Genomic DNA, 26,017 nt, shown 5'->3' on the forward strand with positions numbered 1-26,017 from the left:
TTGGGGTCTTGGGTCACGGCACTTGCTGCGTGACCCATTTTTGCGTCGCACTCTGGTTGAGGATTTCCTCCAGCTTCAGCTTAGGGCGTGACGAGACTCCGGCGGGACCGATCCCGCCAAACTCGATGACTGCAGAGCCCCTTCGAAAGGGCGGCGCTAATGCCGCCCCGGAGCCTTCGCCGGCTAAGGCGGCCGAGGCTTCAGTTCCCGCCTCGACCAAAGAACCGCCGACCGGTGCGAGCGGCCTTTTCGCCGCGGTTCGGCCGCACCGCCAGGTACGCGAGGAGCGTCCGAGCGGCCGCCGGCTCGCCGGTCTGTCGCTCATCGCGCTCGGCATCGTCTACGGGGACATCGGTACGAGTCCGCTCTACGCGCTACGCCAATGCTTCGACCCGGAGTACGGTCTCGAAGCGTCGCAGCTGAACGTCTACGGCGTCCTCTCGTTGATCGTGTGGCTGCTCATCATCGTGGTGAGCATCAAGTACATCGTCTTCATCATGCGAGCCGACAACGGGGGCGAAGGCGGGATCCTCGCCTTGCTTGCGCTGCTGCTGCAACAAGAGCGACGCGTCGCCGATCGCCGGCGACGTTGGTTCCTGGTCTCGTTAGGCCTGTTCGGTGCCTCGTTGCTCTACGGTGATGGGATCATCACACCCGCTATTTCGGTACTGGGCGCCGTCGAGGGCGTTCAGGTCGTGCATCCGCACCTTGCCGAATCTGTCATCGTAGTCGTCGCGCTGGTCATTTTGTTGGGACTGTTCGTGTTCCAACGCTTTGGAACGGCACGCATCGGTGGCACTTTCGGACCCATCATGGCAATCTGGTTCGTCACGATCGCCGCGCTCGGTGCAGCGGAAATTGCCCGTGAGCCGCGAGTGCTTTTCGCACTGAATCCGTGGTATGGCCTGCAATTTTTCGCGGCAAATGGTAAGACCGGATTTCTCGTCCTCGGTGCGGTTGTGCTCGCGGTGACGGGAGCAGAAGCGCTGTACGCCGACATGGGCCATTTCGGCAAGCGGCCGATTCGATTGGCCTGGTTCGGACTCGTATTCCCTGCACTTCTCCTGAATTACTTCGGTCAGGGTGCCCTCGTTTTGCGCGATCCGTCGACGGCAGCGAATCCTTTCTTCCTTCTCGCCCCAACATCGCTTTTGTGGCCGCTGGTCATCATTGCGACGATCGCCGCGGTGATCGCGTCGCAGGCATTGATCTCAGGAGCGTTCTCGCTCACGCAGCAGAGCGTGCAGTTGGGCTATTCGCCGCGCGTGACGATCGTCCACACGTCGCACTCGCAAGTGGGACAGATCTACATCCCCGAGATCAATAACGCATTGATGGTGGGCTGCCTGCTGCTCGTTGTTGCGTTCCGCAATTCGACCGCACTCGGCGCTGCCTACGGCATCGCCGTCACCGGCACGATGGCGATCACGTCGATCCTGTTCTACGTTGTGGCGAGGTCGCGGTGGAACTGGTCTCTCGCGCACATCGGAACGCTCACCGCCGCATTCCTGTTCGTCGACGTTTCCCTCTTCTTCGCGAACGCGATCAAATTCGAGCACGGTGGCTGGGTGCCGGTCGCGATTGCCGTCGGCGTGTTCACGCTGATGAGCACCTGGAAGAAGGGGCGCATCCTGCTCAACGACGTGCTGCATGCCGGCTCTTTGCCGCTCAGCCTTTTTCTGGATGACGTCGAGCGACGCAAGCCGCCGCGCGTGCCGGGAACGGCAGTCTTCATGACCTCGTCCGCGGAGGGAGTGCCGGTCGTCTTGCTGCACCACCTCAAGCACAACAAGGTCCTGCACGAGCAGGTCGTGCTGATGTCCATCCTCACGGAGGAGGTTCCCGAGGTGGACGAGGAGGAGCGCGTGGGCGTCGAGCGCCTCGAGCAAGGGTTTTATCGAGTAACCGCTCGTTATGGATTCATGGAGACGCCCGACGTGCCGGAGGTGTTGACGATCGCGAAGGCCCAGGGGCTGCGAGCGCGGGCGCTCGATACGACGTTCTACCTTGGTCGTGAGCGAATCATCATCGCGGACAAGAAGCGTCAGGGGAGTGAGCCGTCACCCAAGCCCGGCGTGCGTCGCGCTCCGGAGCCGAGTGAAGGCGCACCACGGCCGATGCAACTCGCCCGCTGGCGGAAGCGTCTGTTCGTGGTGATGACGCGAAACGCACGATCGGCGACGGAATTCTTCGGCATTCCGCCGAACCGCGTGGTCGAGCTCGGAGCGCAGGTGGAGTTTTGAAGCTGGCGGGTCGCGGTGGGTGATTGGTGGTTGGTAGAACGATCAATCAACCACCAGCAACCAACCACCAGCAACGAACCACCAACCGTCACCGACGTCTCATCAGCAGCAGCGCGTTACCCACCTTTCGCTCGCCGGTGGAATCCGAGGGATGATTGACGACCCGGCCGCGGATGACGAGCGTCGTCGATCCGCCGCCGTCGAGGTTGAGACCTTGCGCCACACCTAACGTCTGCATCAGCGACGCGAATTCGGCGAGTGTCATTCCCGAGCTGGATTCGCTGCGACCGTCGACGGTAATGAGGTAGAGCGTTGAGCTATCACGTGAAAAGCCGACACCGGTTCGCGGGTGTCGGGTCGCCGAGAAGCGCGGAAAAGTCCCCTCCAGACGATCGACGCTATCGGCGATGCTCCTTCCGTCGACGACCAGCCGCGGCCAACCGCCGACGAGCGTGCAGAGATGCCCGCGATGCGGATTGAATCCAGCGACCACGCGAAGTTGCGAGGACGCTCCGAGCGAGCCAGCAAGTCGGCGAATCACTTCGGCACTCGCGCCGCTGCCCGCAAGAATCGCCTCGCCCGTATGAATCGTCGAACCGCCCCCCGTTCGCGGCGCGCCTGCTCCTTGCAGAAGGATGGTGTCGCCGCTCTGACCAACGACGCGCAACGGAACCTCAACGGTTAGGCCTCCCGACACGTCGGCGGGGGTCACACCATAAGCGGCGGTGTAGAGAATGGTTGCGTCCGCGCGTGGCCGAAAGTTGATGGCGTCGAGCGGCAGGATCGCGCGCGCCGGCGGCGGCGTGAGCACGGCGCCGGAAAACACGAAGCGATCGATGACGGGATGACCGTCACAGGTCATGCCGAACTGCGAATGAACGGTGTGAAGCGAATCGAATGGCGAGTCGGTGATCGACACACCTTTGAGCACGACGCCGTCGACAACCTGGTTGTTCTCGTTCTCGCCGGTCTTGAGATCGAAAAAATCAGCGTTCACCGCGGCGATGACGGGCATTCCCGCGTCGACGCGGCGACTCACCATGTTGCTTGTGAGCTCTCGTCCGCGCAGCGAGTCGAAGGCGTGCATCGCCGCGATCACGAGGTCCCGGCGACGTGTGTCCACCTGGACTACGTTGATCGTGAAGGGGCCCTGATTGGCAACCAGACGCCGGTGCACGACCCCGGAGGCTAGCGGCTCGGTGGTGGCGGAATCGTAAGGCGCTCCAGTCGTCTGGCGAATCGGAGCCGGCGAGCCGCACCCGACGAGCGTGCAAACCGCGATGAGACGGCTCCACCGCTTTTGATTGAGCATGTCGAAATCCTCGGTGGGCAGTTCTCGAGAGCTCAGTAAATCCAATACGGGCGCGTTTGGTTCTGCCACTCGGCCGCCTCACGAGCCCATTTTGCGAGCAGGACATCGATTGTGCCGCTTTCGACCGCGTGACGCAACTCGTCGGTGCCGGCCAAGCGATCGATCGACGGCCGCCATTGCCACTCAGCACGGTGTCGCTCGTAAAGCGCGCGGAGAAGGCGCACGCCAACGTCCACCGGCCGCACCGCATTTCGGTCCGTGAGGGAAATGTCGATCATCGGGATCGACTTACCGCCGAACTTGTAGCCACCACCCTGTTCGATGGTGCGCGAGGTCGAGTCGAAGTGAACGCCTGGGAGCGCGAGCGCGTTCATCTCGCGCGCAATCGCGCCGGCGTCGGTGAGCCAGTCCGCGCCAATCAACTGAAACGGCTTGTCCGTGCCTCGTCCCTCGGTCGCGTTCGTTCCCTCGAAGAATACGGTTCCCGGATAGAGCAACGTCGCGTCGAGCGAGCGGAGATTGGGCGACGGGTTCACCCAGGGAATCTTCGTCTCGTCCCACCACATCGAGCGACGCCAGCCGCGCATGGGTACAACGGCAATGTCCGCGGTGACCTGACCGGTGCCCACGAGATACCGCAGCAACTCACCTGCGGTGAGACCGTATCGTAGAGCAACGGGGTACTGACCCACAAAGGAACGAAAGCGCGAATCCAGAACGTTGCCATCGACGCGATCGCCGCGGATCGGGTCGGGACGATCGAGCACAATGAACTTCTTACCGAGCTTGCCTGCTGCTTGCGCCGACAACGCCATCGTCCATTCGTAGGTATAGACGCGCGCGCCAACGTCTTGGATGTCGTAGACGAGGACGTCGACATCGCGCATCATGTCCGCCGTCGGCGCATTCGTCTCGCCGTACAGCGAGTAGATCGGAACACCGGTAGCGGTATCGGTCGCTGACGAGACGGATTCTCCCGCTTTGGCCACGCCGCGCAATCCGTGCTCGGGTCCGAAAAGCGCCGTTAGACGAACTCCGGGCGCATGGTAAAGCAGGTCAATCGTGCTCGTGCCGCGGCGGTCGCGTCCACTTTGGTTGGTGATGAGTCCGACGCGCTTACCGCGAATGAGTTGCAGCGAGTCGGTAAGCAGAACCTCGACGCCTGGCGCAACGCCGGTCGCCTGCTCCGTAGGATCCCGTTGCATGCGGTGCGTGCACGACGTGGCGGCTACGAGCATCAAGAGACAGCGTTTTCTCATCCGAAAAAAGGAGAAGGATCTGCTTCTCGCGCCGTCAGAGCAGATCCTTCGTCGCTGTCGCTCTTGATGATGACAGGGAGGGGCGCTCCTCGAGATGACAGGGAGGGGCGCTCCTCAGGATGACGTTCTCTAACGGCGCGCGGGAAGAGTCACCGAATGGTGCACGCTGTCGCGCAGAATGTCGAGCTGGGCGTCGCGAAATCGCGGGAGCGCGAATTGCACTTCGTCCGATGATGCATCGTCAGGACGAACTGGCTGCCCGTCGACGGAGAGAACGACGTCGCCCGCGCGCACAGCCCCGCGTGCCCACGATGGAACGCCGAGGACGAGCAGGCCGCGCTCGCTGCCTTTACCGAGATAGGTTGCGAGCTCCGTTCCAACGGGAACGAGCCGCAAGCCCGCGATGTCGAGCGCCGCGCCTTTCGCCGCCTCGTCGCGCATCATTGCCGACGCCATCGCGTCGCCGCTGCCGTTCCGGTCGCGCAAGAGCGCCGACGCGTACGGTACTCTTGTCGGCGCCATTCGACGAAGGCGGCTCGGCTCGAGTGGCTCGACGTGAACCGGCTCGATTGGCTCTACGCGCGGCGCGCGATCGTTGTCAGTGTCGTCGTTGTCCTGCCAGACACGCGCACCACCAAGCCCGCGGCCGACGCCCTCGAGCGCACGCCCGGCGCCCTCCATGGCGCGCTCGAGGGAGCGACGCACCTGATCGCCGATAAGCGCGCCATCGACGCCGAACGGAAGAGCGCCCGGCATCATCCCCATCCCGTCGCCGCTGATCATGATGCTTCCATGGCGATGCGGGAGATCGGACGCGCGCGCCGCGCGGAGCCTCATGTCATGATACCGCCCGTTCGCGTACACGCGCAGATCGACATCGTCGCCGGGATGGAGCCGGGCAACCTCGCGCTCAAGCCGGCGGACGCGCGCTCCGCCCATAGAGTCGTCGCCGGAGTCGCCGCGGCCGACGCGAAGGTCGACGCCATTGATCTCGGCGATGCGGTTACCTTCTTCGATGCCGGCTCGCCCGGCCGGACCCGAGTCGTCGACGAACATAACGAGGACGCCGAGACTGTCACGCCGGCTCCCTGTCGAGGCGATTCCAACGCCGAGCGTCGGCCGATCCTCCAGCTCCGAGCGCGCGACGCGACGGCGTCCGTAGAGTGAGTCCGAATCGGTCGTGCGAACGTGAACGGTGTGTGTCGAGCCTCCGGAGTAGACGCGAAGGTCGACTTCGTCGCCGGGCTGCACGCGACCCAACTCGCGCGTGAGGCGCCGGCTCATGGCATTGCTCATATCGAAGTCGTCAGCGTCCGCCGACGAGACCTGGAGACTGACGCCGTTGATCGAGGCGACGCGATCGCCTTCTTCGATTCCCGCGCGATCGGCCGGCCCTTTTGGCGCCACCGACGTGACGAGAAGGCCCAGCGTGTCGCGGGAGCTCGGCGAACCGGAAACGGTGAGACCGAGTGCCGCTCGTGCCTGATCACCGCTTGTGCGCAGAGCGCCAGCGCGAGGCGTCGAGAAAATGCGCGCGTTCTGGGCCTGTGCGGGTGAAGCGAGATTGGCGGCCGCGATGATCAACGCCGGCGTCACCAGGGAGTGGAGTCGCATACGACCTCGAGTACAAAGTTTCTGTGGTTGCTCCACCTGTTCAGACACGCGCTAAGGGCGCTAGGGTTTCCCCTGACCGGAGGAATTAGCTTGTTGTAGTCGTTCTCTCAAGTCTATGACCGTTCGCATTCCAGACACCGTCCCGCCCCGAGCGTTGGCCGCGCCAGACCTGCATGCCTTCGAGCACCATTGGCAGGACGAGGCGGACGCGGCCTATCTGTATCGCCTCCTGTCCGAAGCGGAGGCCGATCCGAAGAAAAAGGACCTGTATCGCCGTTTGGCGGAGGTCGAGGATCGACACGTCGAGATCTGGGCGAAACTGCTCGCGCGGCATGGCCGCGCCGTTAGGCACTTTCGCCCGAGCGCGCGGACGCGTCTTTTGGCAGTGCTCGGACGCGTGCTGGGACCGGGCTTCCTGCTGCCGATGCTGCTCGCCGAGGAGGGCCGCGAAGTCAAAGGCTACCTCGATATGCATCGGACAACGGCGCGTGGCGTCGCGGGACATGGTGAAGCGCTCACGCTGGCGCGCGAATCCGCCGAACACGCGACGACGCTCAACGAGATCTCCGGAGGAAAAGGAGAGCCCTGGCATCGCATTGAATCGGGTGGATTTCTCCGGAACGTCGTGTACGGCTTCAACGACGGACTGACGGCAAATTTCGGATTGGTGGCCGGTGTGATCGGCGCGTCGGCCGCGCAAGCACATCGGACGGTCCTCGTTGCTGGCATTGCGGGGCTCATCGCTGATGCATTGTCGATGGGCTCGAGTGGCTATCTCGCCGCGAAGAGCGAGCAGGAGGTCTACGCCAACGAGATCGCAATGGAGCGCGACGAGATCGCCTTGATGCCGGACGTCGAGCGCGACGAGCTTGCGATCATTTATGAGACGAAAGGGATGAGCGCCGAGAGTGCGCACGCGCTGGCAACAGAAGTAATGGCAAATCCGCAGCGCATGCTCGAGGAACAGGTGCAGGAGGAGCTCGGAATTGGCGAGCCGCACATGTCGCCGTTGCGGGAGGGCTGGGTAACTGGGGCGGCGACAGCGGTCGGTGCATTCATTCCGGTTCTGTCTTTTCTCATCTGGAGCGGTACCACCGCGATCGTCGTGGCGTTCGTGTTATCGATGCTCTCGCACTTTCTCGTCGGCGGTGCGCGATCGATCTTCACCGGACGCGGTGTTTTCCGGTCGGGGCTCGACATGTTCGTCGTCGGCCTTGGCGTGGCGGTCGTTGGCTATTTTGTCGGCGACTGGATCAGCAAAGTCGTGTGATCTCGGGAAACACCGATTTTCGTTGTCTCGTCATTAGGTTCCGGCACGCGTGGTGCACGCTCGGTTCACCCCTCTTCCTCCCTTCATGCGCAGATTCTGGATGGTCGTAGCTGTCGTTGCGCTGATCTCGCATGCGCGTATCGCTGGCGCGCAGGCGCAAACGATGCCCTTACCGGTATTCGGGATCGGCGGTGGGATCAGCATCCCTGCGGGCGGCATCGCGAAGGATCGCCAGCCTGGCTTCAACCTCGACGGGATGGCGGAGTTTCGCGTCCCGAGCGAGCCATTGGGCCTTCGAGGCGAGGTACTGTACCAGTATTTCGCCCATGATAAGAATGCGCTCACGACGAACGCGAGCACGGTCGCATTCCTCGTGAATGTCGTATACCACTCGCCGGGCTCGCAGGCGCATCCGTATCTGATCGGCGGGATGGGGTTGTATCACATCGCGGATCAGGGCAACAGCGCGGGATTCAACGTCGGGACGGGCCTAACGATCCCGATTACCGGTGTTGGAGCGTATGCTGAGGTTCGTCTTCACTTCGCGCTCGCGCAGGGGCCTTCCTTCGTGACGATCCCGGTGACGTTCGGCATAACGTTCTAACGTCCGACAACTGTCAGGCTGAGGATGCGCCCAGGCTTGTACACCACCTTCTTCGGCGGACCCGGAACGAACTTGGCGATCGCGGGATCCGCGAGCGCTGCTGCCACGGCATCCTCCTGACCCATGTCGGGCGCAAGACGGATCGTCCCGCGCAGCTTCCCGTTGACCTGAACCGCCACCGTTGCGAGCTCCTCGGCGGCGAGCGACGGATCGAACGCCGGCCACCCGGCGTCGAAAATGCTCGATCGTCCGCCTAACCGCTCCCACAGTTCTTCCGCGATATGCGGGGCGAACGGCGAGACCAACTGCACGAGCGGCATGACCTCGTCGATGTGGGGCGTGCGCTCCTTCGCCCGCACCACATTTATGTACTCCATCATCGCGGCGATGGCGGTGTTGTACTGCAGGCGGGACGTGTCCTCGCTGACCTTGCGGATCGTCTGATGCAGCTTGCGCATGACCGGCTCGTCCGGCGCGCCCGTACGGCGCGCATCGTGCGCGCTCGCCCACAGCCGATCGAGGAAGCGCCTAACGCCAGCGATGCTCTGATCGCGGAAGTCCCCACCCTCCTCGTACGGCCCGAGGAACATGAGATATGTACGGAACGAATCCGCGCCCCAGCGCTCGATGTACTCGTCCGGGTTCACCACGTTCCCCCGGCTCTTGGACATCTTCGCCCCTTCGCGGATGATCATGCCGTGCGCGCGAAATTTCGCGTATGGCTCCTCGAAGTCGAGGTGCTTTGCGTCGTGCAGCACCATGGTCACGAAGCGCGAATACAGCAGGTGGAGCACGGCGTGCTCGTTGCCCCCGATGTACGAGTTCACCGGCAGCCACTTCTGCGTCATGCGCGCATCGAAGGGCCGATCCGATACGTCGCTGCTCGGATATCGAAGGAAATACCAAGCGCTGTCGAGGAACGTGTCCGACACGTCCGTCTCGCGGCGCGCCTGCGCGCCACACTGCGGGCAGGGCACGCGATACCACGATTCGACGCGCGCCAACGGTGAGAGACCCGAGTCGTCGGGGCGGAAGTCCTCGACGTTAGGCAGCTCGACCGGGAGATCCTTCTCCGGTACGGCGACGGGTCCGCACTTGTCGCAGTGGATGATCGGGATCGGCGGGCCCCAGTACCGCTGACGCGAGACGCACCAGTCGTGCAGGCGATAATTCACGATCGGCTGGGCGTGTCCGTGCTCGGCGAGCCACGCGACGATCGCATGCTTCGCGTCTTCGACAGACAGACCGTTGAACTGACGTGAATGCACGAGGTGCGCATTCTCCGTGTCCAGATACGGCTCCTCGAGCGGCGGGTGCTCGTCGCGGTTTTGCGAATCGACATGAGCCGCCGGCGCGCCGCGCGGCGCGACGACGCGCACGACCGGCAGCCCGAAGGCCTTAGCGAATTCGAAATCGCGCTCGTCGTGTCCCGGCACCGCCATGATCGCGCCGGTACCGTATTCCATGAGCACGTAGTCGGCGATCCAGATCGGAATCGGGTGGCCCGTCGCCGGGTTGGTCGCGTATGCGCCGGTGAAGACACCTGTCTTTTCCTTGTTCACCTTGCGCGTGACGATATCCTGCTTGGTGGCGCTGGCTCGATACGCGTTTACTTCCGAACGCTGCTCGTCGGTCGTCAGCGCGTCGACGAGCGGGTGCTCCGGCGCGAGCACGAGATACGTCGCGCCGAAGATGGTGTCGGGACGCGTCGTGAAGACTTTGATATCCGTCGCCAGCGCATTCAGCTCGGCGGTCGTCGCCATGACGTTCAAGCCCACCGTCGCCGCGCCAGCCATCTCGAGCAGATCCTGAACGCGGAACACGATCTCCGCGCCGTCAGACCGGCCGATCCAGTTCCGTTGCGCCGTCGTCGTGCTCTCCGACCAGTCGATCCAGCCGAGATTCGCGAGCAATCGCTCCGCGTATTTCGTGATGGCGAAGAACCATTGCTCGAGAAAACGCTGCTCGACTTTAGTGCCGCACCGCTCGCATGCGCCGGCGATGACCTGCTCGTTCGCGAGCACCGTCTTGTCCTTCGGGCACCAGTTCACGGCCGCACGCCCGCGGTACGCCAACCCGCGTTTGAAGAGCTCGAGGAAGATCCACTGCGTCCACTTGTAGTACGAGGGATCCGTCGTCGAGAGCTCGTGCCGCCAATCGATCATCAATCCGGCGCGCTTTAGTTGGCGACGGAAATTGGCAATGTTTCGCGGAATCAGCTCCCTCGGATTGATGCCGACCTTGAGAGCGTAATTCTCCGAGTGAATGCCGAATGCGTCGAAGCCGATCGGCTCGAAGACCGTGTGCCCTTGGAGCCGCTGGAATCGTCCATAGATGTCGTTCCCCGTGAACGCGAAGAGGTTGCCGACGTGCAGCCCCTCCGCTGACGGGTATGGAAACATCATCAGAGCGTAGAACGGACGTGCCCCGCCATCGAGGTCGGTGTGGTTCGTTCCGCGCTCTTCCCATCGGGTCTGCCATTTCCTTTCGACGACGGCAGGATCGTAGCCGGAGGGCTCCGTGGCCGAATCCGGAGTGGATTGCGTCACTTCAGTCATTATCGAGACGGGACGGTGCGCTCCGCGGAACAGCCGCGGTTCCGTCGCTGAGGCGTTAAGCGATTTCTATAGGGCAATGTAGGCGGAACCGAATGGCATCGCCAACCGCGAAGAGCGCATGTCGCCGACCATGATCTGGAAACGAGTTCGCCGCAGCACGCCGAAGAAGCAGAGTGGGGGCTCGTTGCGGCGACGCTACGTCTTCTCCACCGGCGGCGTCGCCATCGCTTTGCTCGTCGTCGTCACCGCGGTCGGCAGCGTCGCTCTCTCGACGTCGATGCGGCAGCAACAGAACGCCGTGCTCTCCGATGCCGCTCGCCGATCCGCTTTGCTGGTCGATCGCGTCCTCGCGGAGCGGTTGCGGCAGGTCGATCTCATTGCGTGGGAGTCGTCGGTGATCGACGCGGCGAAGAGAGGAAGCACTCTCTCGCGCCAGCGCGGCCTTCCGCTTCTGACCATCTCGGCGCTCGAGGACCGATTCAAGGCGACGCGCTCGCAGCAAGTCGACTCCACCGCGCTCGAATTTTTGCTCGATCTCCTCCCGAAGCTCGACATCGCGGAGGTGGTGCTAACCGACCAGTACGGATACAACGCGGTGGTCACGTCGCCCTCCAACGATTTCGTGCAGAGCGACGAGGATTGGTGGCAGGAGGCCTGGAAGAGCGGGGTGACCTCCGCCAGCGCGACGGAAGATCAGGCGACCGGCGAAACGGTCGTCGAGCTTTCGCGAGCGGTGCGCGACCATGGTCGGCGCGTCGGGGTGGTCAAGGCGAAGTTCGGACTCGCCAACGTAGACTCCGCGCTGATTCAGGCCGGTGTCGGTACGTCGCTGCGCGTCGATCTCATCGATGCTGCGGGCCACATCATCGCGAGCTCCGCGGGAGGTACCCGCTTTCGGGTTCTCACTCGGGCCGACGAGCTGACGCGTGTGGTCAGCGATAACATCGTGTATTTCGGATCGGCGACGACGGAGCAGCGGGGCGCGGTGGCGGTGGCCAACGATGGACACTGGCGACTCGTCGCGCACGGCAATGAAGCCGCACTCGACGCACCGATTTTCAGAGCGCAGCTGGCACTCTTCGGTGGCGCAGTGATCGTTCTCTTCGCGGTCGTTGGTGCGCTCATACTAGTGAGCCGATCAATCGAACGTCGCATCACTTCTCCCGCGGCGGCGCTCGCCGAGCTCGCCGAGGCGGTGGCCGCTGGCGACCTATCACGGCAAGCACGTCATGCCGGCGGCGAGGACGAAATCGGTCGGCTCACGCGCGCCGTCGCGGCAATGGTTGCGGAGCTACGTCGGCTCGCGAGTGCACTTGGTTCGTCGGCACAGGAAACGTCCGCGATGTCGGCCGAGATTACTGCTGGTACCGAAGAGATGGCGGCATCGGCCGGTGAGATCGCGCATACGGCAAGCGAGTTGTCGCAGCAGGCCACGGGGATGGCGCAGTCGATTCAGTCGTTGTCCTCGTCCGCGGAGCAGCTCGTGCGGATTGCGGGTGAGCTTCGAGACGGCGCACATGAGGGCGTGTCGCGGAACGAGCAGCTGCGCGGCCTCTCACTCGAGAGTCGCACGAAGCTCGACGAAAGCTCGAAGGCACTCGAGATGCTTGCGAAGGACGTCGGCGCGAGCGCCGCCGCGATCGAGGGACTTGCTTCGGCATCGCTCGAGGTTCGGAGCTTCGTAACGCTCGTACAAAAACTTGCGCGACAATCAAAGCTGCTCGCGCTCAACGCTGCGATGGAAGCAGCGCGTGCCGGCGAGCATGGCCAGGGCTTCGCGGTAGTCGCGAGCGAAGTTCGCCGACTCGCGGCAATGTCGTCTGAGGCGGCGCAGCGCACGGAGCAGGTCATGGGGGGCGTATTGCGCGGAATCGACGAGTCTCGCGCGTCGAGCGAGCGATCGGTCTCGACGGTGCGTCAGGTGCTCGAAGCCACCGAACACGGCTCACGTTCGTTCGTCGCAGTGCAGGAGGCGGTGGAAAGCAACGAAGCCTGGACGACAGCGATCGAGCGAGCGGCGACGTCGGCCAATTCACTCGTCGCCGAGATCACGAAGCGCCTGACGCAACTCAGCTCTGGCACCGAGTCATTCGCCGCCGCCATGCAGCAAGTCGCGGCATCGAGTGAAGAGCAGAGCGCGAGCACCCAGGAAATCGCAGCAGCGGCGGCCGCGCTCTCCAGCGCTGCCGAGCGACTGTCGCAGCTCGTCGCGAATTTGCGGCTCGAGTCGGCGACGCAGACGGATGGTCCGCCATCAGAGCGAAAATCCGCGGCGGCGAGCGAGCGGCGCGCGGGCCTGGACCTGGGTCACCTGCCCGACCCCGCGGCCGCATAGGTTGTTCGTGGCGCATCGCACAGCGATCGCCAAAGCTCGTGCGAATTTTCCTCAGCGCTGGGAACCATTCCCGCGTCAAAGCGGATAGGGGTGTTTTGGTGTGTCCCCCCTCCTCGACGTTCGATCCACTCATTGGAGCTCGGTCATATGCGTGCTGCAAAGCTGATCCTCGCCGTAATACTCTGCCCTGCCATCGCCTGCGGTGGCAGTAGTAGCGACGGAGGTGGCACCAATCCCCCTCCTACCGCAACGGTGAGCAGCGTCTTCCTCAGCAAGAGTTCAGCTCTTCTCAGGCCGTCAGAGACGACGACGATTACGGCGACGGCGAAAGACGCGAACGGCAATACCATCACCGGCCACACCGTCACGTGGAACAACAGCAATTCGTCCGTGGCGAGTATGGCGACGAACGGCGCGGCGGCGACGCTCACGGCATCGGTGCTCGGCACGACATCGTTGACGGCGACGGTCGATCAGGTCACGAGCCAAGCGGCGTCGATCACGGTGACGAACAGCTTCCCGACTTCGCTGGGCGTGACGGTTGGTCCCGGTGGCTCGTACAGCTTCGATCCGGCCCAGGCTGACATCGGCGCCGGTGCCACGGTGACATTCACGTGGGCAGGTGGCGTTACGCACAACTTGACCTGGCTGACGACGCCGTCCCCGACGCCCCCGAACAGCGGTGACATGTCATCCGGTTCCGTCCAGGTGACACTGAATACCCCAGGCACGTACAACTATCACTGCACGATTCACGCGGGAATGGACGGCTCGATTACCGTCCACTGATTGGCCTCCCCTTCAGAGATGTGAGAAGCCCGCGAGCCTGGCTCGCGGGCTTTTCGATGCCCTGCCCGGCGCCTAACGCGGACCGGGCCGCTCGTCGCGCTTGAAGAGGTAGACTGCTGACTCGATGCGCGGACCAGTCGCGTCGCAGACGGCGAACGTCGCGCCCTCGTACGCCGCCGACCCGGCGTAGCGGCCGTCCTTTGTCACGGCGTAGTAGCTGAGATCAAAGTAGGGCCGGCCCTTGTCGTCGAGCAGGCGCTTCTCGGTCATCGCGATCACTCGACGCATGACCTCGAGCAGCGCCTCCTCGGGGGATTTCCCCTGGCGCATCAACTCGACGGCGAGGAAGGCGCCGCAGACCTTGATATTCGACTCGCCGCGTCCAGTAGAACCGGCGGCGCCGATGGCGTTGTCGCAGTACTGTCCCGCGCCGATGATCGGGCTATCGCCGACCCGGCCAGCAATCTTCCATGAGATGCCGCTGGTCGTTGTCACCGAACCGATGTCGCCCTTGGCGTCGACCACGTTCATGTTGATCGTGCCGAAGGTGTGCGGCACGCCGTGCTCGTCGAGGAAGACGTGGTCGTCCTCGTTGCCGTGCGGTGCGGGCGTCACGCGTGGCCGGTGGGGAGCGGCGGAATCATCTGGGACGTCGAGCCAGCTGTCGTTCGGATTCAGACGCGATTTCCACTTGAGCCACGCCTCGCGCGACTTGTCGGTGAGCAAGTTCTGCTCTTTGAAGCCCATCTCGATCGCGAACTTCTTCGCGCCCGCACCGACGAGGAAGATGTGGTCGGTACGGTCCATGACCGCTTTGGCAACGAGCGACGGCGTGGCGATGTCTTCGAGGCAGCCAACGGCGCCGGCGCGCTTCGTGGGACCATGCATGCAGCTCGCGTCGAGCTGGACGACGCCGTCCTCGTTAGGCAATCCTCCGAGCCCGACGCTCATGTCGCTCGGATCCAGCTCGACCATGTTGACGCCGGCGATCGCCGCGTCGAGGGGATCGACACCGCCGACGATCAGGTCGTAGGCCTTCTTGATCGGGCTGCCGCCGGGGTTGTCGCGATAGAATCCGTTTGCCGAGCACACCACAATCGGCCGCCGAGCCGGCGCGGTCGCAGTTGGTGCGCCTAGCTCGGCGAGCGAGATCAACGGATTCGCTTGGGCGGAAGAGGGGAGCGCGAGGCTGGCGGCGGCGACGGCACCGGTGCCGAGGAAATCGCGGCGCGAGACGGACATGGATCCTCCGGTCAGGACAGAAGGGGACGGCTAGCCGCGTATTCTACCTCCGGTTCGGAGCGGCCGTTATCCCGCGGTCGTGGCTGCTGGGCAGTCCCCGGTTGCCGAGGTACTCCTCTGCCCAAGGCGCGTAGGGCTGCGTAGCTTTTGCTCCGCACGACACCGGGCCGCGCCGCTGCGGCCCGCGGCGCTTCGCCAGAGAAATCACCGGACGCCCAATCATGGCCGCACCACCACCTCCAGCTCAATCCGCGCCCGGCGCGTCGATTCGCGACCAGTTGCGTCAGGCGCAATTTCTGGAGGGACTCACCGAGTCGGCACTGCACCAACTGTCGCGACTCGTCACCGCTCGAACCTACGAGTGCGACGCGGTGCTTTTCGACGAGGGCGCGCCGCGCACTTTTCTGGCGATTCTCGCCACCGGCGCAGTCGCGATCGAGAAGACGGTGCAAGGCCGGCCCGTTCGGCTCGTGACGCTCGGCGCCGGTGAAGCGTTAGGTGAGGGATTGCTGCTCGACGATTCGCCGCATGGGACGAGCGCTCGCGCGGTTCAGCGGACCGAGGCGTATGTCATCACGGCGGCGCAAGTTCAGGAAATGCTCAAGGAGCTCCCGGCGCTGTACGCGGCGCTCGTCGCGCGCGCGGCGCGCACGATCTCGCGCCGGCTTGCCGCGACGGACGCGACACTCGTTGGGCACGGACGCACACTCGGTTTTACCGGATCGCGGACGCGACGGGAACACGACCTGCTCGGCGAGCGCGAGGTACCCGACGACGCGCTCTACGGCGTGCAGACGCTCCGCGCACTGGAGAACTTTCCGATCACGGGCATCCCGCTGCGCGAATTCCCCGAGCTCGTCGAGGCACTCGCGGCGGTGAAGGAAGCGGCGGCGCTGTCGAACGCCGAGCTTGGACTTCTCGACCAGTCGATCGCCGATGTGATTGTGCGCGCGGCGGAAGAGATCCGCGCCGGCCGGCATCATGAGCATTTCCTCGTCGACATGATCCAGGGCGGCGCGGGGACATCGACGAACATGAACGCCAACGAGGTGATCGCGAATCGCGCGCTCGAGCTGATGGGCAAGCCGCGTGGCGACTATGCGTCGGTGCATCCCAACAATCACGTCAATCTCAGCCAGTCGACGAACGACGTCTATCCTACGGCGGTGAAGCTCGCGCTCCACCGCTCGATCGACGAGTTGCGCGCCGCGGAAACGGCGCTTGCCAATGCGTTCCTTGCAAAAGGAAAAGAGTTCGCGACGCTGATCAAGATGGGACGCACGCAGCTGCAGGATGCCGTGCCGATGACGTTAGGCCAGGAGTTTCGCGCCTTTGGACACACGATCCTCGAGGACGTCGAGCGACTGGCCGAAGTGCAACGGCTGATCAGCGAGATCAACATGGGCGCGACGGCGATCGGCACGGGGATCAATGCACCTCGCGGCTATTCGAATGTCGTGCGCGAGCACCTGGCGCGCATAACGCGGCAGCAGCTGGTGACAGCGCCCGATCTCGTCGAAGCGACGATGGACACCGGCGTCTTCGTTCAGCTGTCCGGCGTGCTCAAGCGCTGCGCGGTGAAGCTCTCGAAAATCTGCGATGACCTGCGGCTGCTCAGCTCGGGGCCACGCGCCGGCCTCGGCGAAATCAACCTTCCCGCGATGCAGCCCGGCTCGTCGATCATGCCAGGGAAGGTCAATCCTGTCATTCCCGAAGTGGTGAATCAGGTCTGCTTCGACGTGATCGCCGCCGATGTCGCCGTGACTCTCGCCGCGGGCGCCGGGCAACTCCAGCTGAATGTCTTCGAGCCGCTGATCGCGTTCCGACTGCTGTCCGCGATCAGTGAGATGCGCAATGCGTGCGTCGTCCTGCGCGAGCGATGTGTGCGCGGTATAACGGCAAACGCAGACCGCCTGCGATACTTCGTCGAGCAGTCGATCGGTGTCGTCACGGCGCTCGTACCGGCAATCGGCTACGAACGCGCGACGCAGGTGGCGAAGGAGGCCCTCGACAGCGGACGCGGCGTGTACGACGTGGTTTGCGAGCAGGGTTTGCTCACGCGGCAGGAACTCGATCGGCTGCTCGATCCGGAAGCGATGACGGGCGACGGTGCAGAGACTCACGGAGGATCGAGAACGCCCTAATGCCACGCCGCCGCAAGCGTCTCGATCCGGCACTCTTTCGGCTCCCAGTCGACGAGATCCAGAAAGGCTTTTACACCGACAAGTACTTCGAGCGCACGCGCGAAATCATGCGCGCGGATTCGCATTCGCCGCGTGTCCTGATGCAGGTGAGCGGCAAGAACGCGGGATTCCTCAGCGGCATCGACGAAGCCATCGCGATTCTCCGATTGTGCTCCGAAGATTGGAGCGCACTCATCATTCACGCGCTGTACGAGGGGGATGAGCTCGAGCCGTGGGACACCGTGATGACGATCGAAGGGCCTTACGAGTGTTTCGCTCACCTCGAGACGCTCTACCTCGGCGTCCTTACGCGGCGCACTCGCATCTGCACGAACACCCGACGACTCGTCGAAGCCGCGCGGCCGAAGCCAGTGTTGTTTTTCGGTGCGCGGCAAGATTACTGGGCTGCGCAACCAGGAGACGGCTACGCCGCGCACACCGGCGGAGCGTCATCCGTCTCGACCGACGCACAAGCATCGCTCTTCACTGGAACGGGCATTGGTACGGTGCCGCACTCGCTCATCGCGGCGTATGACGGCGACACGGCGCGCGCGGCGATGGCATTCGCGTCCCATTGTTCCGGCGTCGAGCTCATTGCGCTCGTCGATTACGAGAACGATTGCGTGCGCACGAGTCTCGAAGTCGCGCGAGCCCTCGAGGGACGATTGTGGGGCGTGCGACTGGACACGTCGGAGAATCTCGTCGACAAGTCGGTGATTCCACAGATGGGCGCGTTTCGTCCGACGGGCGTGAATCCGCTGCTCGTTTGGAATGTGCGTAACGCGCTCGACGCCGAGGGATTCGGCGAGGTGAAGATCGTCGTGTCGGGCGGATTGAACGCCGCGCGCGTCCGCGAGTTCGAGGAGGAGAAAGCGCCGGTCGACGTCTACGCGGTCGGCACCTGGATCGTGCACGATGGCAAGTTCGACTTCACGGCGGACATCGTTCTCGTAGACGGCACGCCTCAAGCGAAAGTGGGCCGCGAGCTCCGGCCGAATCCGAAGATGGATCGGGCAAAGTGAGTGGAGGGTAGAGCGTTGCGCATCGAGGGTCATAGAGCGTTTGCGAATCGCCGGTTCGGTCGTCAAGCCTCTACCCGTCACCCACTTCCCCTCTGCCCGACAATGGCTGGTCTTCGACTCGACGGCGCCGGACAGGCGAAGATGAAAACGCTCGATGACGCGTTCAACACGCTGTTGCGCATCAACGGACTCGTCGAGCAGTACGCGCTACAGGTGAAGCGCAACCAGTCCGGGTCGACATTCCTCACGAATCTCCGGCGGCAGCTTCCGCATCTCAGCGAAATGCTCAAGGCTCAATTCGGCATGATCGCTGATCAAGTGATGCAGACGCACCTCGTGTCGAGCCGTGGCGCGAGCGAGCAGATTAGAGTGCGCGCACTGCGCGAAGGCGTCGCGCAGGTGAAGACCGCGCTCGAGATCGCGATCGCACACACGAAGGAAAAGCACGAGCTCGCGGAGGGAAAAGGGGACGGAAACAGGGACGGCAACAGCGCGCATTGAGCACGTTGCGGCGCGCGCTGTGCAGGGTACCTCGCCGCTTGATTCAGCCAGAGTCAGCCGGTAGCTTGCCCATGCTCTCGACTTTGCGTCCCGTGCATGCGCGACATGACGTCGCGCCGCCAGCGGCGCACTGCACGCCGGAAAAAAGGAAAGCGCAATGCATCATCGATTCCGCCCGCGCCGGCTCGCTCGTGCCGCGCTGACGGTAGCGCTGGCGGCTTCCTCGCTCGTCATTGCCGCCTGCACTCAATATCCGAATTCGGTCTTCCACCAACGGACGGACACCAATCGCGACATCGGATTTCTCTTTGAGATCCTGATCTGGTTCGGCTCCATCGTATTCGTCATCGTCGAAGCGATTCTCGTCTATACGCTCATTCGCTTCCGTCGACGTAGCGGCACCGCGCGACAACCAGAGCACGTACACGGCAACACGACGCTCGAGATCACGTGGACGATCGTCCCCGCGTTGATCCTCGTGTTCATCGCGATTCCTACGGTCCGCACGATCTTCCGCACGCAGAGCCGCGCCGCGAGCGGCGCGCTGCAGGTCGAAGTGATCGGCCACCAATGGTGGTGGGAATTCCGATATCCTCAATACACGTCGCGAAGCCCAACGGGAAAGCTCGACACCGTCGTCACGGCGAACGAGCTCTACCTGCCGAAGGGCCGCACCGTGAACTTCACGCTGCACTCGAACGACGTGATTCACTCGTTCTGGGTGCCGTCGCTTTCGGGCAAGCGCGACCTCATCGCAAACCACACGAATTATCTCTGGTTCACACCAGACTCGGCGGCATCGACTGCGTACAACGGCTTTTGTGTCGAGTATTGCGGCGCGTCGCACGCGAACATGCGGTTTCGCACGTTTGTCGTGACGCCTGACGAGTTCGCGAGCTGGATCGCGCATCAGGAGACACCCGCCGCGTTCGCAACGCCAATTCCAACGCCACCCGCGGCAAATCCAGCTGCTGCGGTTGCCGCTACGACCGCTTCCGCCGTACGGGGCGGCGCCGGCGCGGTTGCCGCACGCGCTGCCGCGCCGGAAGTGACGCCGCCGACTTCAGTCGCGCAGGCCGGCTTCATCGCGTTCCCGCGTGATAAGATGCCGGCGTACACGGTTCCCGAAACGCCGACGCCCGATATCCAGTACAGCGATCCATACGGCGATCCGGCACGCGGCGCCACGCTCCTCCTGCATGGTCAGGGGGCATGTCTCGGCTGCCATACGATTCGCGGCAATCCGAGCATGATCGGCCAGATCGGACCGAACCTTACGCACGTCGGGAGCCGCACCACGATCGCTGCCGGGCTGTATCCCAACGACGCGCGACATCTCGCCCTGTGGATCAAGAACGCGCGCAAGATGAAGCCGGGCGTGCTCATGCCGACGATCGGGCTCAACGAGTACGATCCGCAGCTGAACACGACGATGAAGGCCGGTCTCACCGACCAGCAAATCGCCGACATCGTGGCGTACCTGCAGGCGCTGAAGTAGCACGAACATCGTTAGGCCATTCGACGAACATCTGGAGACATAGACGCATGGCAACAACTGCCACCGCTCCTGTCTACGCCGGCGCCGAAGCACATGCCGAGAGTGGGCTCTGGGGCTGGCTGACCACGGTCGATCACAAGCGCATCGCCGCGCTGTACCTCGGGACGTCGCTGTTCTGGTTCCTCGTCGGCGGACTCGAAGCGAGCATCATCCGCGCGCAGCTCGCATTCCCCAACGGACAGGTCGTGTCGGCGGAGCGCTTCAACGAGCTGTTCACGATGCACGGGACGACGATGATCTTCCTCGTCGTCATGCCGCTTTCGGCAGCCTTTTTCAATTTGCTCATCCCGCTCCAGATAGGAGCTCGAGACGTGGCCTTTCCACGTCTCAACGCCTTTAGCTATTGGGTGTATCTCTTCGGCTCGATTTTTCTCAACGTGTCCTGGTTTGTCGGGTCCGCTCCTGACGGTGGCTGGTTCGGCTACACGCCCCTCACGACACTCGCGTATTCGCATAATCTCAACATCGATTTCTGGGTACTCGGCCTGCAGATCCTTGGCGTCTCGTCGCTCGGCGCCGGATTCAACTTCATCACGACGATCATCAACATGCGGGCGCCCGGCATGTACTTCATGCGCATGCCGATGTTCACCTGGATGTCGTTCATCGTGCAGTTCCTGATCGTGCTCGCCTTTCCGGTGATCACGATCGCGCTCGTGTTTTTGCAGTTCGATCGCTTCTTCGGCACGAACTTCTACGAAATCGCGCAGGGCGGCGATCCCCTGCTCTGGCAGCACCTCTTCTGGATCTTCGGACATCCGGAGGTCTACATCCTCATTCTGCCGGCCTTCGGTATCGTGTCCGAGGTGCTGCCGACCTTTTCGCGAAAGCCGCTGTTCGGCTATCCCGTGATGGTCTATTCGGGAATGCTCATCGCGTTCCTCGGCTTCGGCGTGTGGGCGCACCACATGTTCGCCGTTGGCATGGGCCCGATCGCCGACACGGCATTCGGCGTCACGACGATGCTCATCGCAATCCCGACGGGCGTGAAGATCTTCAACTGGATCTTCACGATGTGGGGCGGCGTCCTGCGCTTCACGACGGCGATGAAGTTCGCGATCACGCTCGTCGCTCTCTTCACGGTGGGCGGAATCTCCGGCGTGATGCACGCGTCGCCTCCGGCTGATCTGCAGCAGACCGACACCTACTTCATCGTCGCGCACTTCCACTACGTGCTCGTCGCCGGCTCGATGATGGGGCTCTTCGCCGGCGTGTATTTCTACTTCCCGAAGTTCACGGGCCGGATGCTCGACGAGAAGCTCGGCTCGTGGCACTTCTGGCTTTTCTTCATCGGCGTGAATCTCACGTTCTTCCCGATGCACTTCTCGGGATTGTACGGGATGCCGCGTCGGATCTATCGCTACGACGTCGGCCAGGGTTGGGAGACTTTTAATCTCCTCAGTTCGATTGGGGTGATCTTCCAGGCCGTCGGCGTCGCGATCGGATTCTGGAACTTCTGGCGAAGCCGGAAGCATGGCGCGATTGCCGGCAACGATCCGTGGGGTGCACCGACGCTCGAATGGTCGATCCCATCTCCACCACCAGACTACAACTTCGCGCGCGTGCCCACCGTGACCTCGCGGTATCCGCTGTGGGACGTCAAGTCGCCAGCCCTAACGAGTGAAGTCCCACATTCGCGGATGGGCGAAGAGCGCATCGACGTCGACGTCGGGGGACATCACACCGGGAAGGTCGGTCGCGCGATCGGTAATCCGCCGGGTGGCCCCGTTGGGTCGGTGGAAAAGGCAGCGGCATCGCCACTCACGCCCGTCCCGCCGCGTCGACTCCCGACCGCGCGCGAGCTCGGTATTCCGATGCCGAATCCGTCGATCAAGCCGCTGTTCGTCGCGCTCTTCATGACGCTGATGTTCTCGTCACTGATCGCGATTCACAAAGACAAACTGCACCTCGCCATCGCGCTCGTGATCATCTTCGCCTGCGCGCTCGCGACTTCGCTGTATGGTTGGCTCCTCACGCCGCTCGAAGACGAGCACTAGCACACAGGTCATTCCTCCACGATGTCCACTTCAGCAGTCGCTCACGCGCACGGGCACGCCGGCCATCCCCCGACCACCACGGGTGTCGATCACCGCAAGGTCGCAATCTGGGCGTTCATCGGATCCGAGTGCATGCTGTTCGCCTCTCTGATCTCGACCTACCTGATCTACAAAGGCCGCAGCAAAGTTGGCCCCTTCCCCCACGAGTATTGGTGCCAAACGACGAACGCGACGTCGGCAACTCCGATCGCGGGATGTCCAGCTGGCGCCCTCTTCAAGCCGATTCTCAACATCCCAGTGACGTCGCAGTCGACCTTCGTGCTGCTCATGTCATCGCTGGCAATGGTGCTTGCCCTCGCCGCGGTCGAGAACAAGGACAAGCCCGGGTGGGCGGGACCAGGTTGGGGCGCACGGTTGCTCGAGAACTCAAAGTTGTGGCTCCTCATGACCGCCATCCTCGGCGCCGGCTTTTTGTGCTACCAGGCGTACGAGTTTACTTCGTTCGTCAATGAAGGACTGACGATCAAAACAAACCTGTTCGGATCGTCCTTCTTCACGCTGACGGGATTCCACGGCGCACACGTGACTGCCGGCGTGCTTTGGCTCCTGACTCTCCTCGCGATCGATATCAAGCGCGGTCTCGGACCGCGCGACGCAGTCCTCGTCGACATTTCGGCGCTGTACTGGCACTTTGTCGACGTCGTCTGGATTGCGATCTTTACTCTTGTCTACCTCATCCGGTAGCGGTGTCTATGGCTCACGAACCTGTCCACGAGACCAGCAGCGATTCGATCGCGGCCGCCGAGGCGCACGCAGCCGAGGGGGTGGTACACGAGCACCCCAATTGGGGCACGTACAAGTGGGTCGCGCTGATCCTCACCGTGATCACGATCATGGAGGTGTGGGTGTATTACATCCCCGCCTTCGTCGCGTCCCGTCTGTTCGTACCGGCGCTCCTTATCATGTCCGCGGTGAAATTCGCGATCGTCGTGCTCTTCTACATGCATCTCAAGTACGATCATAAGCTGTTCCGGGCGTTGTTCACCGGGCCGCTGCTCATCGCGATGACGACGATCGTCGCGCTGATGTTTTTGTTCGCGAAGCTGGTCATTCGGACGGGTTAGCTGTCATGCCGAAGAAGCTAGGATGAGTCTTCCGTTCCTCTTTTTTCCTCTCCTGCACGCCGGCGCCACGCTCAGTCCGTGGCGCTTCTCCGTTCATCTCAGCACGGTGATCGGAATCATCGCGCTCGCGGCGCTTTACCGCTGGCGCGCCCAGGTCGGCGCACGTGAGGGACATGAGCTCGTTAGAAGCAAGCCGGCGCTGCTGACGTTTGCTCTGATCACGCTCTTCCTTTCTCTCAATGGCTGGCTGCACGACTTGAGCGACTCCTATTTGTTCAGCGCGCACATGGTCCAGCACCTCGTGCTCGCGCTGCTCGTCGCACCGATTCTCATCATGGCAACGCCAGGCTGGATGCTCCGTCCGGCGCTCGCCAATCGCCCTGTCGCTGCCATCGCCCGTTGGGTGACCAATCCATTGCGCGCCTTCGCGATCTTCAACGTCGTGATGTGCGGCTGGCATCTACCGCCGCTCTACAACCTCGCGATGGCGCACCACAACGTGCACATCGTCCAGCACCTCATGTTCTTGATTGCAGCGGTGCTGATGTGGTGGCCCATCCTGAGTCCGCTGCCCGAGCTCCCGCGGCTCGCGTATCCCATGCAGATGCTCTACCTGTTCCTCATGAGCATCCCCATGTCGATCGTCGCGGTGTATATCGCGTATGCGGACTCGGTGCTTTATCCGGCGTACTCAATCGCGCCACGCATCTGGGGCATCTCGCCGATGCAGGACCAGCTCATCGGTGGACTGATCATGTGGATCCCCGGCGGCCTGTTCTTTTTCACCATCATCTCGGTCATCTTCTTCCGATGGCAGCAGCACGACGGCGACGAGACAGTTGCCGGTGCGCAAGTAGCGGCCGGGCATTTGCCGGTCGCGCGGTAGAATCGTCTGCTAGGTGCTGGGTGCTAGGTGAGAAGTGCCGGAATCGCGCGCTGACACCTAGCACCTGTCACCTGGCATCCGAAGCGTTTTAGCCGAGGCGTTCATGAGTACAACTCTTCTTCCGCCCACCGAACAAATCGGAACGGTCGCGGGCCGACCGAAGACTACGGTTGGCGGACCCAAGCGATCGCGAGAGAGACTGCTCTCGCTGGACGTTTTCCGCGGCCTCACCGTCGCGGGAATGTTGCTCGTGAACGATCCAGGGACATGGAGCGCCATCTATCCGCCGCTCGAGCACGCGTCGTGGAATGGCTGGACGCCGACGGACCTCGTCTTCCCGTTCTTCCTTTTCATCGTCGGCATAACGACTCACCTTTCGCTCAGCGCTCGCCGTGCGCGCGGCGCCGACGAGACCGACATCCGCCGACAAATCCTTCGTCGCGGCGCACTTATCTTTTTGCTCGGATTCCTCCTCAACGGATTCCCATTCTTCACCTGGGGCGATGTCAGCGGCATCGCCGATCCGAGCTTCCTGCACAGGGTGGTTGACCGCCTCTTTCACTGGCGGATCATGGGCGTGCTGCAGCGTATCGGGCTGGCATACATGTGCGCCGCACTTCTCACACAGGGTGCGTCACTCAAACGAATCGTCATCACCGTTGGCGCGCTGCTCCTCGGATATTGGATGATCATGACCGCGTTGCCCGTCCCAGGCTCGGGCGGAACGCTCGGCGGTTTGGTGCTCGACGTTCCGTCCGGAACGATGGCGGCGTACTGGGATCGTTTGTTACTCGACTGGAGCCGCTTCGGTCTGGGCAATCACATCTGGACCGGGAGCGTCACCTTCGATCCCGAGGGCTTGCTCTCGACGATACCGGCCATCTGCACGGCCATGCTCGGCGTGATCGCGGGCCGCTGGATCGGCAGCGAGCGAGCAATAGAAGAACGACTCAACGGGCTCTTCGCCGCCGGCTGCCTCGCGATGACGTTCGGCATGATCTGGAACTGGGGTTTTCCGATCAACAAGAGCATCTGGACGAGCTCCTACGTGATCTTCACCGCCGGAATGGCGGGTTTGTCGATCGCGACAATCATGTGGCTCGTCGATGTCCACGGTTTGCGGCGGTGGACCAACTTCTTTGTCATCTACGGCACGAATCCGCTCATCGCGTTCATGGGCTCGGGACTCGTCGCGCGGCTCATTTATTCCGTGATTTCCGTGAATTATCACGGCTCTCGAACCTCGCTCGAGAATGCGATCTACGAGACGCTTTTCGGGTCTTGGCTGTCCCCCGTGAACGCGTCGCTCGCCTTCGCATTGTGCTTCGTCGGTCTCTGGTACTGCGTCCTGCTCGTCTTGTACCGACGCAAGATCTTCCTGAAGGTCTAAGCGAGCCTTCGACCACCGATACTCGACTAAAAGTCTCGTGCTCCGCGCGCGAAACCGGAGCGATTCCGCGCGCGGAGTGTACGGAGTCTGGAACACGAGTTGCCACCCTCGACGTCATGAGCGCGAATCG

19 protein-coding genes are annotated in these 26,017 nt (G+C 63.0%); 14 read left to right on the forward strand and 5 right to left on the reverse strand.

Features of this window, described 5'->3' with window-relative positions:
• The first annotated feature begins 125 nt into the window (after positions 1–125).
• On the forward strand, positions 126–2,243 hold the full coding sequence (locus VGH98_10865) for a potassium transporter Kup (protein HEY2376463.1): 2,118 nt from the start codon (positions 126–128) through the stop codon (positions 2,241–2,243).
• Between the two features lie 88 nt (positions 2,244–2,331).
• Here the strand turns inward: VGH98_10865 and VGH98_10870 are convergent, their stop codons facing one another.
• The 3 genes from VGH98_10870 to VGH98_10880 form a co-directional block, all read right to left on the reverse strand.
• Positions 2,332–3,555 (reverse strand): phosphodiester glycosidase family protein, encoded by a 1,224-nt coding sequence (locus VGH98_10870; protein ID HEY2376464.1) that lies wholly within the window; start codon positions 3,553–3,555, stop codon positions 2,332–2,334.
• Between the two features lie 32 nt (positions 3,556–3,587).
• Positions 3,588–4,760, reverse strand: a complete 1,173-nt coding sequence (locus VGH98_10875; GenBank protein HEY2376465.1) for a DUF1343 domain-containing protein — start codon at positions 4,758–4,760, stop codon at positions 3,588–3,590.
• Between the two features lie 183 nt (positions 4,761–4,943).
• On the reverse strand, positions 4,944–6,428 hold the full coding sequence (locus VGH98_10880) for a PDZ domain-containing protein (GenBank protein ID HEY2376466.1): 1,485 nt from the start codon (positions 6,426–6,428) through the stop codon (positions 4,944–4,946).
• Between the two features lie 115 nt (positions 6,429–6,543).
• Between VGH98_10880 and VGH98_10885 the strand changes: the two genes are divergently transcribed.
• Positions 6,544–7,698, forward strand: coding sequence for a VIT1/CCC1 transporter family protein (locus VGH98_10885; protein HEY2376467.1), 1,155 nt, complete (start codon positions 6,544–6,546; stop codon positions 7,696–7,698).
• A gap of 85 nt (positions 7,699–7,783) precedes the next feature.
• Complete coding sequence (locus VGH98_10890) at positions 7,784–8,302, forward strand: hypothetical protein (protein HEY2376468.1); 519 nt, start codon at positions 7,784–7,786, stop codon at positions 8,300–8,302.
• Here the strand turns inward: VGH98_10890 and leuS are convergent.
• Positions 8,299–10,860 carry a leucine--tRNA ligase gene (gene leuS, locus VGH98_10895; GenBank protein HEY2376469.1) on the reverse strand — a complete coding sequence of 854 codons (2,562 nt, stop codon included), beginning with the start codon at positions 10,858–10,860 and terminating at the stop codon, positions 8,299–8,301. The genes VGH98_10890 and leuS overlap by 4 nt on opposite strands.
• Before the next feature lie 118 nt (positions 10,861–10,978).
• Between leuS and VGH98_10900 the strand changes: the two genes are divergently transcribed.
• Complete coding sequence (locus VGH98_10900) at positions 10,979–13,195, forward strand: methyl-accepting chemotaxis protein (protein HEY2376470.1); 2,217 nt, start codon at positions 10,979–10,981, stop codon at positions 13,193–13,195.
• A 252-nt stretch (positions 13,196–13,447) separates the two neighbouring features.
• Positions 13,448–13,984: a plastocyanin/azurin family copper-binding protein gene (locus VGH98_10905; protein ID HEY2376471.1), complete on the forward strand. Its 537-nt coding sequence runs from the start codon at positions 13,448–13,450 to the stop codon at positions 13,982–13,984.
• A 72-nt stretch (positions 13,985–14,056) separates the two neighbouring features.
• On the opposite strand, the gene VGH98_10910 is transcribed toward VGH98_10905, so the two are convergent.
• Positions 14,057–15,226 carry an isoaspartyl peptidase/L-asparaginase gene (locus VGH98_10910; protein HEY2376472.1) on the reverse strand — a complete coding sequence of 390 codons (1,170 nt, stop codon included), beginning with the start codon at positions 15,224–15,226 and terminating at the stop codon, positions 14,057–14,059.
• Between the two features lie 221 nt (positions 15,227–15,447).
• Here VGH98_10910 and VGH98_10915 point away from each other — a divergent pair, with 221 nt between their 5' ends.
• The 9 genes from VGH98_10915 (at position 15,448) to VGH98_10955 (ending at position 25,887) form a co-directional block, all read left to right on the forward strand.
• Positions 15,448–17,370 carry an aspartate ammonia-lyase gene (locus VGH98_10915; protein HEY2376473.1) on the forward strand — a complete coding sequence of 641 codons (1,923 nt, stop codon included), beginning with the start codon at positions 15,448–15,450 and terminating at the stop codon, positions 17,368–17,370.
• A complete protein-coding gene (locus VGH98_10920; protein HEY2376474.1) occupies positions 17,370–18,431 on the forward strand; it encodes a hypothetical protein in 1,062 nt (353 codons plus the stop codon). Before VGH98_10915 ends, VGH98_10920 begins: the two co-directional genes overlap by 1 nt.
• A 102-nt stretch (positions 18,432–18,533) precedes the next feature.
• Positions 18,534–18,932 carry a hypothetical protein gene (locus VGH98_10925; GenBank protein ID HEY2376475.1) on the forward strand — a complete coding sequence of 133 codons (399 nt, stop codon included), beginning with the start codon at positions 18,534–18,536 and terminating at the stop codon, positions 18,930–18,932.
• 157 nt (positions 18,933–19,089) lie between these two features.
• On the forward strand, positions 19,090–20,430 hold the full coding sequence (gene coxB, locus VGH98_10930) for a cytochrome c oxidase subunit II (protein HEY2376476.1): 1,341 nt from the start codon (positions 19,090–19,092) through the stop codon (positions 20,428–20,430).
• A 47-nt stretch (positions 20,431–20,477) separates the two neighbouring features.
• Positions 20,478–22,487, forward strand: a complete 2,010-nt coding sequence (ctaD, locus tag VGH98_10935) for a cytochrome c oxidase subunit I (protein ID HEY2376477.1) — start codon at positions 20,478–20,480, stop codon at positions 22,485–22,487.
• 21 nt (positions 22,488–22,508) lie between these two features.
• Positions 22,509–23,231, forward strand: coding sequence for a cytochrome c oxidase subunit 3 (locus VGH98_10940; GenBank protein ID HEY2376478.1), 723 nt, complete (start codon positions 22,509–22,511; stop codon positions 23,229–23,231).
• 8 nt (positions 23,232–23,239) lie between these two features.
• The gene (locus tag VGH98_10945; protein ID HEY2376479.1) at positions 23,240–23,611 is read left to right on the forward strand and encodes a cytochrome C oxidase subunit IV family protein; all 372 of its coding nucleotides are present in this window, start codon (positions 23,240–23,242) and stop codon (positions 23,609–23,611) included.
• Positions 23,612–23,633: 22 nt separating this feature from the next.
• Complete coding sequence (locus tag VGH98_10950; protein HEY2376480.1) at positions 23,634–24,497, forward strand: cytochrome c oxidase assembly protein; 864 nt, start codon at positions 23,634–23,636, stop codon at positions 24,495–24,497.
• A gap of 103 nt (positions 24,498–24,600) precedes the next feature.
• Complete coding sequence (locus tag VGH98_10955; GenBank protein ID HEY2376481.1) at positions 24,601–25,887, forward strand: DUF5009 domain-containing protein; 1,287 nt, start codon at positions 24,601–24,603, stop codon at positions 25,885–25,887.
• The last annotated feature ends 130 nt before the right edge of the window (positions 25,888–26,017 follow it).

The organism is Gemmatimonadaceae bacterium (genome assembly GCA_036496605.1).
Taxonomy (GTDB): domain Bacteria; phylum Gemmatimonadota; class Gemmatimonadetes; order Gemmatimonadales; family Gemmatimonadaceae; genus AG2.